Annotated in this window: 13 protein-coding genes; 11 read left to right on the forward strand and 2 right to left on the reverse strand. The window is 66.4% G+C overall.

Annotation, left to right across the window (positions count from 1 at the left end; all coding sequences use genetic code 11):
* The first annotated feature begins 62 nt into the window (after nucleotides 1-62).
* The 10 genes from flbT to ACE3T2_RS04550 all read left to right on the forward strand — a co-directional run bounded on the left by flbT (nucleotide 63) and on the right by ACE3T2_RS04550 (nucleotide 9,630).
* Entirely contained in the window at nucleotides 63-479 is a 417-nt protein-coding gene (flbT, locus tag ACE3T2_RS04505; protein ID WP_374655142.1) for a flagellar biosynthesis repressor FlbT, read from the forward strand.
* Nucleotides 448-819, forward strand: a complete 372-nt coding sequence (gene flaF, locus ACE3T2_RS04510; RefSeq protein ID WP_374655144.1) for a flagellar biosynthesis regulator FlaF — start codon at nucleotides 448-450, stop codon at nucleotides 817-819. Before flbT ends, flaF begins: the two co-directional genes overlap by 32 nt.
* A 322-nt stretch (nucleotides 820-1,141) precedes the next feature.
* Nucleotides 1,142-1,975 (forward strand): flagellin, encoded by an 834-nt coding sequence (locus tag ACE3T2_RS04515; protein ID WP_374655146.1) that lies wholly within the window; start codon nucleotides 1,142-1,144, stop codon nucleotides 1,973-1,975.
* 122 nt (nucleotides 1,976-2,097) lie between these two features.
* Entirely contained in the window at nucleotides 2,098-2,382 is a 285-nt protein-coding gene (locus ACE3T2_RS04520; protein ID WP_374655147.1) for a hypothetical protein, read from the forward strand.
* Nucleotides 2,383-2,562: 180 nt separating this feature from the next.
* Complete coding sequence (locus tag ACE3T2_RS04525) at nucleotides 2,563-3,396, forward strand: flagellin (RefSeq protein WP_374655149.1); 834 nt, start codon at nucleotides 2,563-2,565, stop codon at nucleotides 3,394-3,396.
* An 86-nt stretch (nucleotides 3,397-3,482) separates the two neighbouring features.
* Nucleotides 3,483-6,308 carry a hypothetical protein gene (locus ACE3T2_RS04530; RefSeq protein WP_374655151.1) on the forward strand — a complete coding sequence of 942 codons (2,826 nt, stop codon included), beginning with the start codon at nucleotides 3,483-3,485 and terminating at the stop codon, nucleotides 6,306-6,308.
* 46 nt (nucleotides 6,309-6,354) lie between these two features.
* Nucleotides 6,355-7,044, forward strand: a complete 690-nt coding sequence (locus tag ACE3T2_RS04535) for a hypothetical protein (RefSeq protein ID WP_374655153.1) — start codon at nucleotides 6,355-6,357, stop codon at nucleotides 7,042-7,044.
* 44 nt (nucleotides 7,045-7,088) lie between these two features.
* A complete protein-coding gene (locus ACE3T2_RS04540) occupies nucleotides 7,089-7,481 on the forward strand; it encodes a hypothetical protein (protein WP_374655155.1) in 393 nt (130 codons plus the stop codon).
* 147 nt (nucleotides 7,482-7,628) lie between these two features.
* Nucleotides 7,629-8,141 carry a single-stranded DNA-binding protein gene (ssb, locus tag ACE3T2_RS04545; protein ID WP_374655157.1) on the forward strand — a complete coding sequence of 171 codons (513 nt, stop codon included), beginning with the start codon at nucleotides 7,629-7,631 and terminating at the stop codon, nucleotides 8,139-8,141.
* A gap of 169 nt (nucleotides 8,142-8,310) precedes the next feature.
* Nucleotides 8,311-9,630, forward strand: coding sequence for an amidohydrolase (locus ACE3T2_RS04550; RefSeq protein ID WP_374655159.1), 1,320 nt, complete (start codon nucleotides 8,311-8,313; stop codon nucleotides 9,628-9,630).
* Between the two features lie 2 nt (nucleotides 9,631-9,632).
* Here ACE3T2_RS04550 and ACE3T2_RS04555 read toward each other — a convergent pair whose 3' ends face one another.
* Nucleotides 9,633-11,447 (reverse strand): DUF885 family protein, encoded by a 1,815-nt coding sequence (locus ACE3T2_RS04555; protein WP_374655161.1) that lies wholly within the window; start codon nucleotides 11,445-11,447, stop codon nucleotides 9,633-9,635.
* Nucleotides 11,448-11,522: 75 nt separating this feature from the next.
* Nucleotides 11,523-12,050, reverse strand: coding sequence for a superoxide dismutase family protein (locus tag ACE3T2_RS04560; protein ID WP_374655163.1), 528 nt, complete (start codon nucleotides 12,048-12,050; stop codon nucleotides 11,523-11,525).
* 110 nt (nucleotides 12,051-12,160) lie between these two features.
* On the opposite strand from ACE3T2_RS04560, the gene gyrA reads away from it, so the two are divergent.
* Nucleotides 12,161-14,920 carry a DNA gyrase subunit A gene (gyrA, locus tag ACE3T2_RS04565; RefSeq protein ID WP_374655165.1) on the forward strand — a complete coding sequence of 920 codons (2,760 nt, stop codon included), beginning with the start codon at nucleotides 12,161-12,163 and terminating at the stop codon, nucleotides 14,918-14,920.
* Nucleotides 14,921-14,997: the final 77 nt, after the last annotated feature.

Consider the following 14,997-nt stretch of genomic DNA (forward strand, 5'->3'; position numbering starts at 1 on the left):
GCCCAGATCGGACTGCCGACCGCAGAGACCTGGGCGAGGCGCCTCTTTTTGGAGATTGAGGAATGCCGCTGAAGCTGTCCCTGAAGCCGGGCGAAAAGTTCGTGCTCAACGGCGCGGTCGTGCAGAACGGCGATCGCCGCACGACCCTGGTGCTTCAGAACAAGGCTTCTGTGCTCCGCGAGAAGGACATCATGCAGCCTGAGGAGGCGGCGACGCCGGCGCGTCGCATCTACTTCCCGATGATGATGATGTATCTCGATGACGCCGGAGCGAACCGTTACTACGACGAGTTCGCCCAGCGCCTGACCGAGTTCATGGGCGTGATCCGCAATCCTGAGGTCCTGACGGACTGCGTGGCCATCTCCAAGCACGCCATGGCGCGTGAGTACTACAAGGCGCTCATGCTCTGCCGGAAATTGATCGAATACGAAGACGAGAGGTTGGGGAATGTCGCTTCGAGCCTACCAGCAGGCGGCTAGCCGGGCCGAGGCGCCCAAAGACGCCGAGTACCGCCTGTTTGGCCAGGTGACGCGGGCGTTGATCGCCGCGTCCGAGGCGCCGACGACGGACATCGCCCGACGTATCGACGCCATCGACTGGAACCGCAGGCTCTGGTCGACCCTGGCCCGCGACTGCGCCGAGCCGGGCAACAAGCTGCCTGCCGAGGTCAAGGCGGGCATCATCTCGCTCAGCCTCTTCGTCGGCCGCAACTCGAGCGAGGTCATGCGCGGTGAGGACGACTTCGAAACCCTCATCGAAATCAACAAGATCATGATGCAGGCGTTGTCGCAAAAGACCGATGCGCCCGCCGCGGCCTGACGACGCGCCGACACAATCGTTAATTCCGATCTCGCTTTGAGCGCCGGCCGACCAGGTCGGCGCTTTTGTTTTGCGCCCGCTCCGGCCGGTGGGCGATGATTGCCGATCGGCAAATTCTGCCGATTAGCCCGGCAATTTTTGCCGATCCATTTCGGGATTCGGCTCCGTTGGTGTGGTTTATTCTGGGTAAACAGAAAAAATCCCGTAAAATCAATATGTTGTAAGCGGCCTAACGTGGCCCTGCGATTGCTTGGATGGGGGCGGGCAAAACGCCTCCGGTAGTCAAAACGACGCCGGTCCCTGAGAAAAGGAACCACGTGCTATGGCCATGAATTCGGTTAACACCAACCAGGGCGCGATGATCGCGCTCCAAAACCTCAACGCTACCAACAAGGACCTTGGCGTCGTTCAGAACCGGGTGAACACCGGTCTGAAGATTGCGTCGGCCAAGGACAACGGCGCTATCTGGGCCATCGCCCAGAACCAGCGCGCCGAATCCACCTCGCTCAACGCGGTCGTCTCGTCGCTGCAACGCGGCCAGTCGGTTGCGGACGTCGCCATGTCGGCCGGCACCGCCATCTCGGACATCCTCGTCCAGATGAAGGAAAAGGTCCTGGCGGCGACGGAAGCCGGTCTCTCGACCGCCTCCAAGCAGGCCCTGAGCGACGAGTACAAGTCGCTGCGCGATCAGATCGACACGATCGCCAACAACGCGTCCTTCGACGGCGTCAACCTGATCTCGTCGACCGGCGTCAACAAGTCGAGCATTAAGGCGATCGCCAATGCCGACGCCACTGCGACCATCGACATCGACCACGTCGTGCTGTCGAAGTCGAACACCAAGATCGCCGCCACCCTGGCCAGCCTCACCGGCACGGTCGGCTCGGCGGACGTCAAGGAAGTGGAAGACGCCATCCAGGACGTCTCCTCGGCCCTGTCGAAGCTCGGCACCGGCGCCAAGGCGCTCGACACCCACATGACCAACGTCATGAAGCTCCAGGACACCCTGGACGCGGGTATCGGCAACCTGGTCGACGCCGACCTCGCCAAGGAAAGCGCTCGTCTGCAGGCCCTGCAAACCAAGCAGCAGCTTGGCGTCCAGGCCCTCAGCATCGCCAACCAGTCGTCGAGCTCGCTGCTCGGACTGTTCCGATAGGACGTTTGGGCGCAGCGCCTGCGCGCTGCGCCCAATCGCGTCGTCGGCGGGGAGGGGAACCTTCCCGCCGTCACCGCGCAACTGGGATCGCCCGGCCGCGCAAGCGTCGGACGAATGGATCCATGGAGAGCAAGCTCACAATCGTCGCCGCGTTTCCCGACGTCGAGCCCGTGCAGGCGGTCGCCAAGCCGCCCCCGCCCGAGCCGCGCGCCGCACCGGAGCCGCCGCCTTCGCCGGAGCCCGACCTGAGGCTGGTGATCGAGGAGGGGCAGGCCGGGGCCTTCGTCTACAAGACGATCGACCGGCGCACCGGGGAAGTCGTCCTGCAATTGCCGCGGGAAGAGGTGCTGCGCATGCGTGAAGCCGAGGCCTACGAGGCCGGAACGGTCATCGCGACCCGGGCCTGAGCCCGCGCGCTTCGGATCGGCGACCTGTCCACAGGCCGCAACCGCAACCGGGGTCCCGGTTCGCGGGCTTTCGTCATGTCTGCGTTAAGCTTTCGGAAACCATGCGCTTCCTAGCGTTAACCATGTTTTCGGCGCGCGAGTCGCGCGCACTGCATGGGTTCTCTGAAGGAGATTTGCGCCATGGCGATGAGTGTCAACACGAACAAGTCGGCGCTGATCGCGCTTCAGAATCTCAACTCGACGAACGAGAAACTCGAGCAGGTTCAGAACAAGATCAACACCGGTCTGCGGGTCGCGAGCGCCAAGGACAATGCGGCGGTCTACGCCATCGCCCAGAAGCAGAGGGCGGATTTCAGCTCGCTCGGCGCCGTGAAGATGAGCCTGGACCGGGCGACTTCCATCACCGACGTGGCGCTCAGCGCCGGCCAGCAGATCAGCGACATTCTGGTCCAGATGCGCGAGAAGGTGGTGGGCGCCGCCGAAGACTCCGCCTCGCCCTCGACGCGCAAAGCCTTCGATGACGAATTTCAGACCTTGCTGCAGGCGATCAGCCAGTTCGCCGCCTCGGCCGAGTTCGATGGCGTTTCGGTGCTGAACGGCAGCCTGACCACCAACCTTAACTTCCTCGCGAACGCCGATGGCGACAGCTACATCGCTCTGACGCCTCAGGATTTCACCATCACCGGCGGCATCGTGAACCTGGCCGGCACCAACCTGACCGGCACGACGACGGCGACGAAATCGGTGCTGGCGCGGCTCGACACCGCCATCGGCAAGGTCACTGCGTCTCTGGCCGAGATGGGCGCCCAGTCCAAGCAGATCGAAAAGCACGTCACCTTCGTCTCGAAGCTGCAGGACGTGCTGGAGACCGGGATCGGCAATCTGGTCGACGCCGACATCGCCAAGGAAAGCGCGCGCCTGCAGGCGCTGCAGGTCCAGCAGCAGCTCGGCGCCCAGGCGTTGTCGATCGCCAACTCGCAGCCGCAGGTGATCCTGCAGCTCTTCAAGGGCTGACGAAGGTTTTTCGTCGGGGCTTAACATCTCGTCAGCCCTCGTGGGGCAAGGTGCTGGCGGGTTAATGGGTTTGTCGGTGGCCTTCAGTGATCAGCCTCGATAGCAATATCCTGCTCGGCTACTACCAGGCTCGCAACAGCCTGGGTGCGACGACGGCTGGCGGCTCGACGGCTGCGGGCGGCGCGGCTGGGGCCGCCAAGAAGGCTCCGACGCCGCCCTGGAGCACGCTCTCCAAGGCGCCCAAGGCCGACGAGATGCTCAAGAGCGTCCTGATGGGACGCAAGTTCATCGACGAGTATCAGACCCAGCTCGACGTAAAGGGCGCGAGCGACGACTACCGCCAGCTCTTCGCCATGCACCAGGGTCTCTCGACCCTGGAAGCCCTGGCGCGCAAGGCCGACGACAAGGACACCAGCGCCGCTGAGTTGAAGCGGATCCAAGCCGCCTTCACCCGAGGAATGGCCGAGGTGTCGGGCTACATCGACGCCGCAAAGTTCGACAAGCTGCGCCTGACGTACGGCGACGTCGCCGACAAGGCCAAGACCGTAGTCGGCGTTCCGAAGACTGTTCCGAAATACATGACCTCGCCGCTGCACCAGGGCACGGCGAACGACCCCGTGGACGCCTTCCAAGGGCCCATGAAGTTCAGCGTCAAGATCAGGCTGCCGAACAAGGTCGAGACCACGGTCGACTTCGACCTGGCGGAAATGGGCTCCACCCCGCGTTCAATGAACGAGGTGGTGAAGTACATGAACGCCAAGCTCAACGCCGCAGGCTTCCGCACACGTTTCGCGGTCGAGAAGATCCCCGGGGCGGACAAGACCACCGAGGTCAACGGGCGGACGGTGAAGCTCGGCAAGGAGCCGGACAAGTTCGCGCTGAAAATCCAGGGCGACAGCACAGAGACCCTGACGTTCTCGGCTCCGGCGACGTCGCCGGCGGTCTACATTACGCAGACCTCGGGCGACCCGAAGCCGAGCAAGACCACCAAGGTCGAGAACGGCAAGGTCGTGACCGTCACGCCGGATCCGAAGCTCGCCGAAGAACTGCTGAAGTTCGAGACGGGCAATACGACCGACGCCGTGCGCCGGCCGGGCGACGTCAACTGGGTCGAGGGCCGTGTCTTCAACGTCGCCCTGCCCGAGGGCGTGGAGAAGGTCCACAAGACCGTCACCGGGCCGGACGGCTCCCTCTACATGCTGGCCGACGTCAATGACACGGTCGACGGTCAGACGATCAAAGGCGCGGGCGACGTCGCGCTGATGAAGTTCGATTCGGCCGGGAAGCTGGTCTATACGCGCACGCTCGGCGCCTCGGCCGATGCGACGGGGCTTGGCCTTTCGGTTGGGCCGGACGGCAAGATTGCGGTGTCCGGCTCGGTCACCGGCGGCTTCGCGGCCAGCGGCGTGCCGATCGGTTCGGGGGCCCTCGAGACCGTTCCGAAAGTCGTAAAGGCCGACACGGGCGCCGATGCGACCAAGCCCGACAGCTTCGTGGCGGTGTTCAACAGCGCCGGCGAGGAGATGTGGTCTCAGCGCCTGGGCGCGCGCGACAGCGACGAAGCGACCAGCGTATCGTTCGGCTCCGACGGGTCCCTGTATGTGCTCGGCCGCGCCAAAGGCGCGATGCCCGGCCAGACCTCCAGCGGCAACTGGGACAACTATCTGCGCGCTTTCGATCCGCAGGGCCGGCTGAAGTCGACCACCCAATTCGGGACCTCGGGCGAGGACAAGCCCGCAGGGCTGGTGGTCGATGGGACCAACGTCGTCGTCGCGTCGGTCGAAGGCGGCGAGGTGAAGCTGCGCCGCTACGATATGACCGACCCCAAGGCGCCGGCGCTGTCAAACACGCGCAGCCTCGGCACCCTGGGCGGAGGGGCCATCGCCGGCGTCACCATGGATGGCGGCGACATCGTCATCGCCGGATCGACCGGCGCCACGCTAGGCGTGGGCAACACCACGCGGGCTTCTTCGGGCAGCGTCGACGCCTTCGCGGCCAGGATTTCGGCCGACCTATCGAATGGCTCGGACGCAATCGCCTACTATGGCGGGGCGGGCGACGACCGAGCCACCGCGATGACCGTCGCCGATGGCAAGGTCTGGCTGACCGGCACGACCAAGACCGATCTGCCGGGCATGACCAGTCCAGTCGGCAAGGTGGACGGCTTCGCCGTGGGGATCGACATCGGGACCGGAACCGTCGCCTGGTCCCAACGCTTCACCGGCTCGGACAAGATGACCGCGCCGAGCTCTATCGCGGTCGATTCTGGCGGCGCCAGCGCGCTCGATCGCCTGGGGCTGCCGAAGGGCAAAATCGAATACTCCGACTCCCAGCTGGTGACCTCAGCCACCTCGGCGCGGCCGGGCGACACGTTCCAGATTCGCCGCCGCATCGACGGCCCGCCGGTGACCATCACCATCGAAGCCAAGGATACGCTCGAGACGCTGGCCAAGAAGATCCAGCGCGCCACCTCGTTCGGGGTGAAGGCTGAAGTGGTCTCCGACGGCGATGTGCGCAAACTGCAGATCAAGCCGCAGAACAGCCGCTCCAGCATCGAGATTCTGGGCGGGAAGGGCGGTCTCGACGCTCTTGAAGCGCTTGGCCTGCACGAAGGCTTCGTACGCACCACCGTCATGAAGGATGACCAGATGGTCCCTGGCGACGGCGGCAGCGCTATGTACGGCCTGAAGATGCCGCGCGACCTGAGCCTGGCGACCAAGGACGACATCAAAGCGGCGATCGACAAACTGACCATGTCGATGTCGGTGCTGCGGACGGCCTATCGCGATCTCGAGCAAGGCATGAAGCCGGCCAGCGAGAAGAAAGACGCCAAGGGCGAAGTCCCAGCCTATCTGAAGAATCAACTCGCCAACTATCAGGCCGGCCTGAACCGCCTGGTCGGAGGCGGCTGATCTTCGCGCGCTTGAAACCGTCACAAGCACGGTCTAGCGAGAGCGCATGGAATTCGTGAAGGATCGGCGTTCGCGCCTGGTTGTGATCGGCGCCGCCGCGGCCCTGCTGGCGGGCGTGCTGATCGCTGGCGTGATGGTGGCTGGAGGGCGGGGGCAAAAGGCTCCACCGCCGCCGGCCTCGAAAGGCGGTCTTGTGGTCGAGACCGGCGCGCCGGACGACGGGCGCCTGGATCCCGCCAAGCCGCTTCGCTGCTTTGTCGCAGGACAGTTCGTGGGCGAGATGACGCTGATCGACTGCGCCAAGCGCAACGGCGTGGCCACCGGCGCCCTGGACGTCGGGGTCGACGAATCGGGCAACCTGGCCGCCGCCGATCAGGCTGGCACCATGCTGACCCCGCTGCCGCCACAGGCCGACGCAGTAGCGACGCCCATGACGCCGCCGGCCGCCACCCCTGGCCAGGCGCCGGCCGCGACCCCTGTCAACGCGCCTGTCGGCTCCTGCTGGCGTTATGCCGAGGGCGGCTGGCGCAAGCTGCCCAACGACCTGAGCCTGAACGCCTGCGTCCAGACACTGTTCGCGGGCCGCTGCGAGCGCGCGGGCGGGGCCACCTACGGCCGCTGGATGCAGCAAACCCTTCGGCTGGTGCCGGGCAAGGTCGAGGTTTCGGGCGACAACCGCAGCTTCCGCCCGATCGCCGAACAGGCGGCGAACTGCTCCATCGCCGCGATCGGTTAAGCTCGCCCTCGCGCCGCCGCAATCGGACCTATAGGCTGCACGTCATGCTCGTACGCACCGCTCTCGTCGCCGGCCTTTCGATCCTCGCTCTCTCGGCCTGTGCCAAGCGCACCTTGCCGCCGGGCGGGCAGGGGGTCTGCTGGCACGTGGTCAAGGACAAGTCGGGCGAGCTGAAGTTCAATAAGCTCAAGTCCAACGTGCCGACGCTGGAGCACTGCGCCGCCGAGCTCGAATCGATGCGCATCCGCTTCCTGCGTATGGGCGGCACGGTTCGCGAAGTGACGGGCGCCTACATGGGTAACTTCATCTTCGTCGAGCGGCAGGGGATCTTCACAGCCCCCTCGCTCGAGGAGCATCCTTACCTGGCCCTGGTGCGTACGGGTGACGGCCGGCTGGCCGTGCCGGGCGCCATGCCGCGCGAGCCCGCGCCCCAGTAGCGTTGCCGCCGCGACAAATCCTCTGTGGACGAAGCGGTGGCGATCGTGAACAAATGTGGAACATTAACTTGATCGGGCGCGTACGCTCGGCTAGCGTCCCGCGCTTAGGCCGCTGGGCCGCAAGCACGGAAAGCAAGGGACAAGCTCATGGCGGGCAGCGTCAACAAGGTCATTCTGGTCGGCAATCTCGGCGCCGATCCGGAAATTCGTAGCCTCAATTCGGGTGATCGTGTCGCCAACCTGCGCATCGCGACGTCTGAAACCTGGCGGGACCGCTCGAGCGGCGAGCGCAAGGAAAAGACCGAGTGGCACCGGGTGGTGATCTTCAACGACAACCTCGTGAAGGTCGCCGAGCAGTACCTGCGCAAGGGGTCCAAGGTTTATATCGAGGGGGCGATACAGACCCGGAAGTGGACCGACCAGTCGGGCCAGGAGAAGTACTCCACCGAGATCGTGCTGCAGAAGTTCCGCGGCGAATTGACCATGCTCGACGGTCGTGGTGACGGCGATCGCGACAGCATGGGCGGCGGTGGCGGAGACTACGGCGGCGGGTATGGCGGTGGCGGCGGCGGCTTCGGCGGTGGTCAAGGCCAACGCAATCAGAGTTCGGGTCCGCGCGAGGACTTCTCGGCCGACCTGGACGATGAAATTCCCTTCTAAACAAGGGCTTCCATTCGTGGAAACGCGACGGCCGGCTTCACCCGAAGCCGGTCGTCTTCGTTTTGCGGCACGCCAGGCGAAACGGCTCGGCGAGGCCCGTTGCGCGCGGCTGGAGCGCATGCGTGCCTGAAGGGAACGGCGAGCAGCCGACTATCCTTGGGGGGACGACATGCGAAACGCCGGCGCAGCTGGACTGCTTCTTTGTGCGGCGCTGGCCGCGGGTCAGGCGCGGGCAGCCGGGCTGGACGCCCCGCGCGCCAAGCGCGAAGTCGGCGCGGTGCTGGACCGTGACTACGCCAAGCTTGAAGCGCTCTACCGCGATCTGCACGCCCATCCCGAGCTCGGGTTCCAGGAGAAGCGCACGGCTGCGCGCATGGCGCAGGAGATGCGCGGCCTCGGCCTGGAGGTGACCGAGGGCGTCGGCGGCACCGGCGTGGTCGCCATGCTGCGCAATGGTCCGGGCCCTACGGTGATGATCCGCACCGAACTGGACGGCCTGCCGATGGAGGAGAAGACCGGCCTGGCCTATGCGAGCCGCGACAAGACCGTCTGGCACGACAAGGAGACGTTCACGGCCCACGCCTGCGGTCACGACCTGCATATGGCGTCCTGGGTCGGCACGGCGCGCGCCCTGATCGCCACGAAGGCCAAGTGGTCGGGCACGGTGATGTTCGTGGCGCAGCCGTCCGAAGAGTCGATCAACGGCGCCAAGGCGATGCTGACGGACGGCCTCTTCAAGCGCTTCGGCAAGCCTGACTACGCCTTCGCCCTGCATGTGTGGCCCGGACCGGCCGGCCAGGTATTCTACAAGCCGGGCGCGGTCAGCTCGAGCTCCTACAGCCTGCAGATCACCTTCAACGGGCGCGGCGGCCACGGCTCGACGCCCTCCGAGACCATCGACCCGGTGATGATGGCGTCGCGCTTCGTGGTCGACGTGCAGAGCGTGATCAGCCGCGAGAAGGACCCGGCCGCGTTCGGCGTGGTCTCGATCGGCTCGTTCCAGGCCGGCAGCGCCGGCAACATCATTCCCGACACGGCGACCCTGCGCGGCACGGTGCGGATGCAGGACGCCGCTGTCGGGGAGAAGATGGCCGACGGCATCCGCCGCACCGCCAAGGCCGTGGCCGACATGGCCGGCGCGCCCGCCCCGACCATCGCCCTCAATCTCGGCGCCAAGGCGGTGATCAACGACCCGGTCCTGACCGATCGCACTGCAACGGTGTTCAAGGCCGCATTCGGCCAGGACGCGGTGCTGCTGTCCGAGCCGATGTCGGGTGGCGAAGACTTTTCGGACTTCATCCACGAGGGCGTGCCCTCGGTGTTCTTCCGGGTCGGTGGTTCGGACGCCCAGGCGCTGGATGCGGCGCGCAAGGGCGGTGCGCCTGTTCCCGTCAATCACTCACCGTTTTTCGCGCCGGCGCCCGGACCCGTGATCCGCTCGGGCGTGACGGCCATGAGTCTCGCGGCGATGAACGTTCTGGCGAAGTAGGACTAGGCAGGTTCAGCGCCGCTCCCTTTGGCCCAATCGTCGAGGTGGCGGGTCAGGACCGACAGCGGCATGGCTCCATAGAGCAGGCCGGCGTCGTGGAAGGCGCGCAGGTCGAAGCGCGCGCCGAGCCGCGCTTTGGCCGTGTCCCGCGCCTGAATCCAGGCCTGATGGCCCAGCATGTAACTGCTGGCCTGGCCTGGCTGCACGCAATAGCGCTCGACCTCGCGGGCGATGCTGGTTTCCTTGTCGCCCAGGGTGTCCGCCATGTAGCGGATGGCCTGGTCGCGGCTCCAGCGCTTGTGGTGCAGACCGGAGTCGACGACCAGCCGCGTAGCGCGAAACAGCAGGGAGGCGAGATAGCCGACGCGCGCCAAGGGGTTGTCGCGATAGACATCCATCTCGTCGGCCAGTTGCTCGGCATAGAGCGCCCAGCCTTCGGAATAGCCTGAGAACAGCGGCATCCGCCGCAGCAGCGGCAGTCCCTTGGCCTCCAGCGCCAAGGCGTTCTGCAGGTGATGGCCCGGCAGCACCTCGTGATAGACGAGGGTCGGCAGGTCCATCCGCGGCTGTTCGGCGGTGTCGCGGAGGTTGATGTAGAACACCCCCGGGCGCTTCCCGTCGACGGAGGGCGGCTGGTACGAACCGCCCGGTGCGCCGGCCTCGATAGTGGCTGGTACGCGGGCGATCTCGACCGGCGCCTGGGGCAGGGCGCGGAAGACGTCGGGCAGACGGGTCTTCATGGCCTGGGCCATGCCGTTCATGTCGGCCAGAAGCTGGGCGCGGCCGGCATCGGTGTTCGGGTAGAGCTGGTCAGGGCGGCGGCGCTGGGCGGCGATGCGCTGCCCGACAGTTCCCTTGGTCAGGCCCAGGGACTTCAGGACAGCATCGGCCTGCGACGACAACCTGGCGACCAAATCGAGGCCCAGCCTGTGGATCTCGTCGCCGTCCTTGCCGGTGGTGGTGAAGGCGCGGACGGCGAAGCGATAATAAGCCTCGCCTTCCGGCAACCGCCAGCAGCCCGCCTCGCGCGAGGCCGAGGGCAGTGCGCTCTCCTTCAACTCCAACTGCCGGCGCAGGGCCGGATAGACCTGGGCTTCGACCAGGCGAGCGGCGCGGGCCTCCCAATCGCCGGGAATTTCGCGGGTGCGGCGCGTGAGGTTGGTCGTCAGTTCCGAAGTCGCGGGCGTCGGCGCCAGCATGGCCGCGAGCTGAGAAGCCGTGGTCCGCAGCACGAAGTCCGGCGGGGCTGCGCCGAGGGCGAAATGCTCGCGCGCGCGGGCGGTCTCCTGGTCGAGCACGGTCTCGAAAGCCGCCAAGCGGTCGAGATAGGCGTCGGCGTCCTCGGCGCTCGTCACCGTGTGCTGGCTGCCCAGGAACGTCGGAATACTTCGGTAGGAGCCGGAAAGCTGGGAAATCACATAGGGGACGGCGCCGCCCACGCCGGGATCGCCGTACGGGAAGCGATAACTCTGCAGCGTCGCCTCCGAAAGCTCGGCGGCCGAACGGTAGTTGACGAGATCGCCGCCCGTCAGTGTTTTCGGGTCGAACCGGCGCAGGTCGGCGGCCATGCCCTCGAACAGGGTGCGCATGCGGTTGACCCCGGGGCTCGACCGATCGTCGAGGCGATGTTTGGCGGCCGCGTTCGCGCCCTTGTCCAGGCCGGTGAGGGTCATCAACTGCGGCGAATCGAGCAGCGCCTTCTGCATGACCTGGTCGAGCAGGGCGATCAGGCGGGGGCCCTCGGCCTCGGACTGGGCGGCGGCGGGGCCCGCTGCGGCGGCGACGCCGGCCAGCAGCAGGCTTCTACGGTCGAGCAAGGCTGTCTCCCGGAACTCAGGCGCGAAAAAACGCCGCCGCGAGTGCGTCGCGGCGGCGTCCTGGTCTTTGCGGCCTCAGCCGCCGGCGATGACGCCGCAGGCGATGCGCGCGCCGGCGCCGCCGATCGGCTGGGTCTTGTGGTCGTCCGCATTGGCGTGGATCACAAGGGCCGAGCCATCCTTGTCGGCCAGGTCCTGGCGGCCGTCGACGCCGCCCAGCGAGACGAAGGTCGAGAAGATCTCGGCGTTGGCGCTGCCGTCGGCGCCGACATAGAGGTTCGGCAGGTCGCCGGCCTCGTTGGCGTCAGGGTTCAGCAGGCCGTGGACCATGGTCGGGCCGCCGTGGACGTGCCCGCCGGCCGAGGTGAAGTCGGACTTGGAGCAGTCGCCCTTCTCGTGGAAATGCAGGCCGTGCCAGCCCGGAGCCAGGCCCTTGGCCTCGACGCGAAGCAGCACGCCCTTCGGGGCCGCGGTCAGGGTCGCCGCGCCAACGACGGCGCCCGTCGAATTCTTGAGCTCGATCCGCTGGTTGGCGGGCGCATCCGCCGCAATCGCCGTGCCGGCGAAAAGGGTGGCGGCGAGGGCGGCGAGGGCATATCTCATGGGTTCTAGCACCTGGGTTCGATTGACTACGGACATTGGCCTTGCGGCCTGCGGGATGGTAACAACTGAACTCAGCTTTGTGTCCGATTCTAAACGGCTAAATCCTCTCCTTGACCGAAGAAACACATACCTCGCCGGATGGTGATCGGCGCGGCGGCGTCGCCCCTATCGCCATCGAAGACGAGCTGAAGCGCTCCTACCTCGACTACGCCATGAGCGTGATCGTCAGTCGCGCCCTGCCGGATGCGCGCGACGGTCTGAAGCCCGTGCACCGTCGCATCCTGTTCTCAATGAACGAGCAGGGCCACACGCCCGACCGCGCCTATGTGAAGTCCGCGCGCGTCGTCGGGGACGTGATGGGTAAATATCACCCGCACGGCGACGCCTCGATCTACTTCACCATGGTCCGCATGGCGCAGCCCTTCTCGATGGGCCTGCTGCTGATCGACGGCCAGGGCAACTTCGGTTCGGTGGATAACGACCCGCCGGCGGCCATGCGCTACACCGAAAGCCGCATGAGCAAGGCCGCGATGTCGATCGTGGCGGACCTCGACAAGGACACCGTCGACTTCAAGGAGAACTACGACGGAACCGAGCAGGAGCCGGTGGTCCTGCCGTCGCGGATACCCAACCTGCTGGTCAACGGCGCGGGCGGCATCGCCGTCGGCATGGCCACCAACATCCCGCCGCATAACCTGGGCGAGGTGATCGACGCCTGTCTGGCCTATGTCGACGATCCCGAGATCGGGCTCGACGCCCTGCTGGATATCGTGCCGGGCCCGGACTTCCCGACCGGGGGCGAGATCATCGGCCGCTCGGCGCCGCGCGGCGCCCTGGCCACCGGCCGCGGCTCGGTCGTGGTGCGCGGCAAGGCCGACATCCAGGAGATCCGCAAGGACCGCGAAGCTATCGTCATCACCGAAATCCCGTATCAGGTGAACAAGGCGGCGATGGTCGAGCGCATCGCCGAGCTGGTGCGCGAAAAGAAAATCGAGGGCGTCGCGGATCTGCGCGACGAGAGCGACCGAGACGGCATGCGCGTCGTCATCGAGATGAAGCGCGAGGCGTCGCCTGACGTCGTCCTGAACCAGCTCTATCGCTACACGCCGCTGCAGTCGTCGTTCGCGGTGAACATGCTGGCGCTCGACCGCGGCCGTCCGCGCGAGATGAACCTGCGCGAGCTGGTCGCCGCCTTTGTCGACTTCCGCGAGGAAGTCGTGGTTCGGCGCGTCAAATACGAACTGGGCAAGGCGCGCGACCGCGGCCACGTCTTGGTTGGTCTGGCCATCGCCGTCGCCAATATCGACGAGTTCATCCACATCATCCGCTCGTCCAAGGATCCGGCGGAGGCCCGCGAGCGCCTGGTGGCGCGAGATTGGCCGACCGGCGACATGATGCCCCTGGTCGAGCTGATCGCCGATCCGCGCACGGTGGTGATCGAGGGCGACAAGATCCACCTGACCGAGGAGCAGGCTCGGGCGATCCTCGCCCTGACCCTGTCGCGCCTGACCGGCCTCGGCCGCGACGAGATCTTCGGCGAGGCGCGCGAGCTGGCGGACACCATTCAGGGGCACCTGACGATCCTGTCGTCGCGCGAGAACGTGATGGCCATCGTCCGCCAGGAACTGGTCGAGGTGAAGGACGCCTTCGCCGTGCCGCGCCGCACCCAGATCGTCGACGGCGACGCCGACGTCGAGGACGAGGACCTGATCGCCCGCGAGGACATGGTCATCACCGTGACCCACGGCGGCTATGTGAAGCGCACGCCGCTGGCGACCTATCGGACCCAGCATCGCGGCGGCAAGGGCCGCTCTGGCATGTCGACCAAGGACGAGGATGCGGTCACCCGCGTGTTCTCGGCCAACACCCACACGCCGATGCTGTTCTTCTCGTCTGGGGGCAAGGTCTACCAGCTCAAGGTCTGGCGCCTGCCGGTCGGGACCCCGACCTCGCGCGGCAAGGCCTTCGTGAACCTGCTGCCGATCGAAACCGGCGAGAGCATCACCTCGATCCTGCCGCTGCCCGAGGACGAGGGCGCGTGGGGCCAGTACGACGTGATGTTCGCCACTCGCTCCGGCAATGTCCGCCGCAACAAGCTCAGCGATTTCCAGGGCATCAAGCGTAACGGCAAGATCGCCATGAAGCTGGACGAGGGCGACGCAATCATTGGCGTCGGTCTCTGCAACGCCCAGCAGAACGACATCCTGCTGACCACTGCGCTCGGCCGCTGCATCCGCTTCGCGACCGAGGAGGTGCGGGTGTTCGCCGGCCGCGACTCGACCGGGGTGCGCGGCATCCGCCTGGCCGACAGCGACACGGTGATCTCCATGGCTGTCCTTCGCTCGGTCGAGGCCAGTCCGGCCGAACGCGCGGCCTATGTGAAGCACGCCAACGCCATGCGTCGGGCCACCGGCGATGAAGTCGAGGAGGCACCCGCCGCGCCTGAGGACGACGAGGCCGAGGGGGACGTCACCCTCAGCGTCGAACGCATCGCCGAACTGGGCGCGGCCGAGGAGGTGATCCTCACCGTCTCCACCGAAGGTTTCGGCAAGCGCAGCTCGGCCTACGAGTTCCGCCGCACCGGGCGGGGCGGGCAGGGCTTGCTGGCCCAGGACCTGACCAAGAAGGGCGGCCGGCTGGCCGCGTCCTTCCCCGTCGAGGAGGACGACGAGATCCTGCTGGTGACCGACCAGGGTCAGCTGATCCGCACGCCGGTCAACCAGGTGCGGATGGTCGGACGCAACACGTCGGGCGTGACGATCTTCCGCACAAGCAAGGACGAGCACGTTGTCTCCGTCGAACGCCTGGAAGGTCAGGGCGGCGGCGATGATGAGACCGAGGCGGACGTCGAGGGCGGCGCCGCGGAATAGGTTCGGCGCGCAACCGTCGGTTTATCCGACGGTTGCGTGACGGATTTTGACTTGCTTTCGTCGCCAGCCCCGGTGAA

This window comes from Phenylobacterium sp. (assembly GCF_041919955.1).
Lineage (GTDB): Bacteria > Pseudomonadota > Alphaproteobacteria > Caulobacterales > Caulobacteraceae > Phenylobacterium.

Excerpts from the sequence above, each read along its gene's own strand:
- flbT (WP_374655142.1), top strand. The coding sequence starts at position 63 with ATGCCGCTGAAGCTGTCCCTGAAGCCGGGCGAAAAGTTCGTGCTCAAC.
- flaF (WP_374655144.1), top strand. The coding sequence starts at position 448 with ATGTCGCTTCGAGCCTACCAGCAGGCGGCTAGCCGGGCCGAGGCGCCC.
- ACE3T2_RS04515 (WP_374655146.1), top strand. The coding sequence starts at position 1,142 with ATGGCCATGAATTCGGTTAACACCAACCAGGGCGCGATGATCGCGCTC.
- ACE3T2_RS04520 (WP_374655147.1), top strand. The coding sequence starts at position 2,098 with ATGGAGAGCAAGCTCACAATCGTCGCCGCGTTTCCCGACGTCGAGCCC.
- ACE3T2_RS04525 (WP_374655149.1), top strand. The coding sequence starts at position 2,563 with ATGGCGATGAGTGTCAACACGAACAAGTCGGCGCTGATCGCGCTTCAG.
- ACE3T2_RS04535 (WP_374655153.1), top strand. The coding sequence starts at position 6,355 with ATGGAATTCGTGAAGGATCGGCGTTCGCGCCTGGTTGTGATCGGCGCC.
- ACE3T2_RS04540 (WP_374655155.1), top strand. The coding sequence starts at position 7,089 with ATGCTCGTACGCACCGCTCTCGTCGCCGGCCTTTCGATCCTCGCTCTC.
- ssb (WP_374655157.1), top strand. The coding sequence starts at position 7,629 with ATGGCGGGCAGCGTCAACAAGGTCATTCTGGTCGGCAATCTCGGCGCC.
- ACE3T2_RS04550 (WP_374655159.1), top strand. The coding sequence starts at position 8,311 with ATGCGAAACGCCGGCGCAGCTGGACTGCTTCTTTGTGCGGCGCTGGCC.
- ACE3T2_RS04560 (WP_374655163.1), bottom strand. The coding sequence starts at position 12,050 with ATGAGATATGCCCTCGCCGCCCTCGCCGCCACCCTTTTCGCCGGCACG.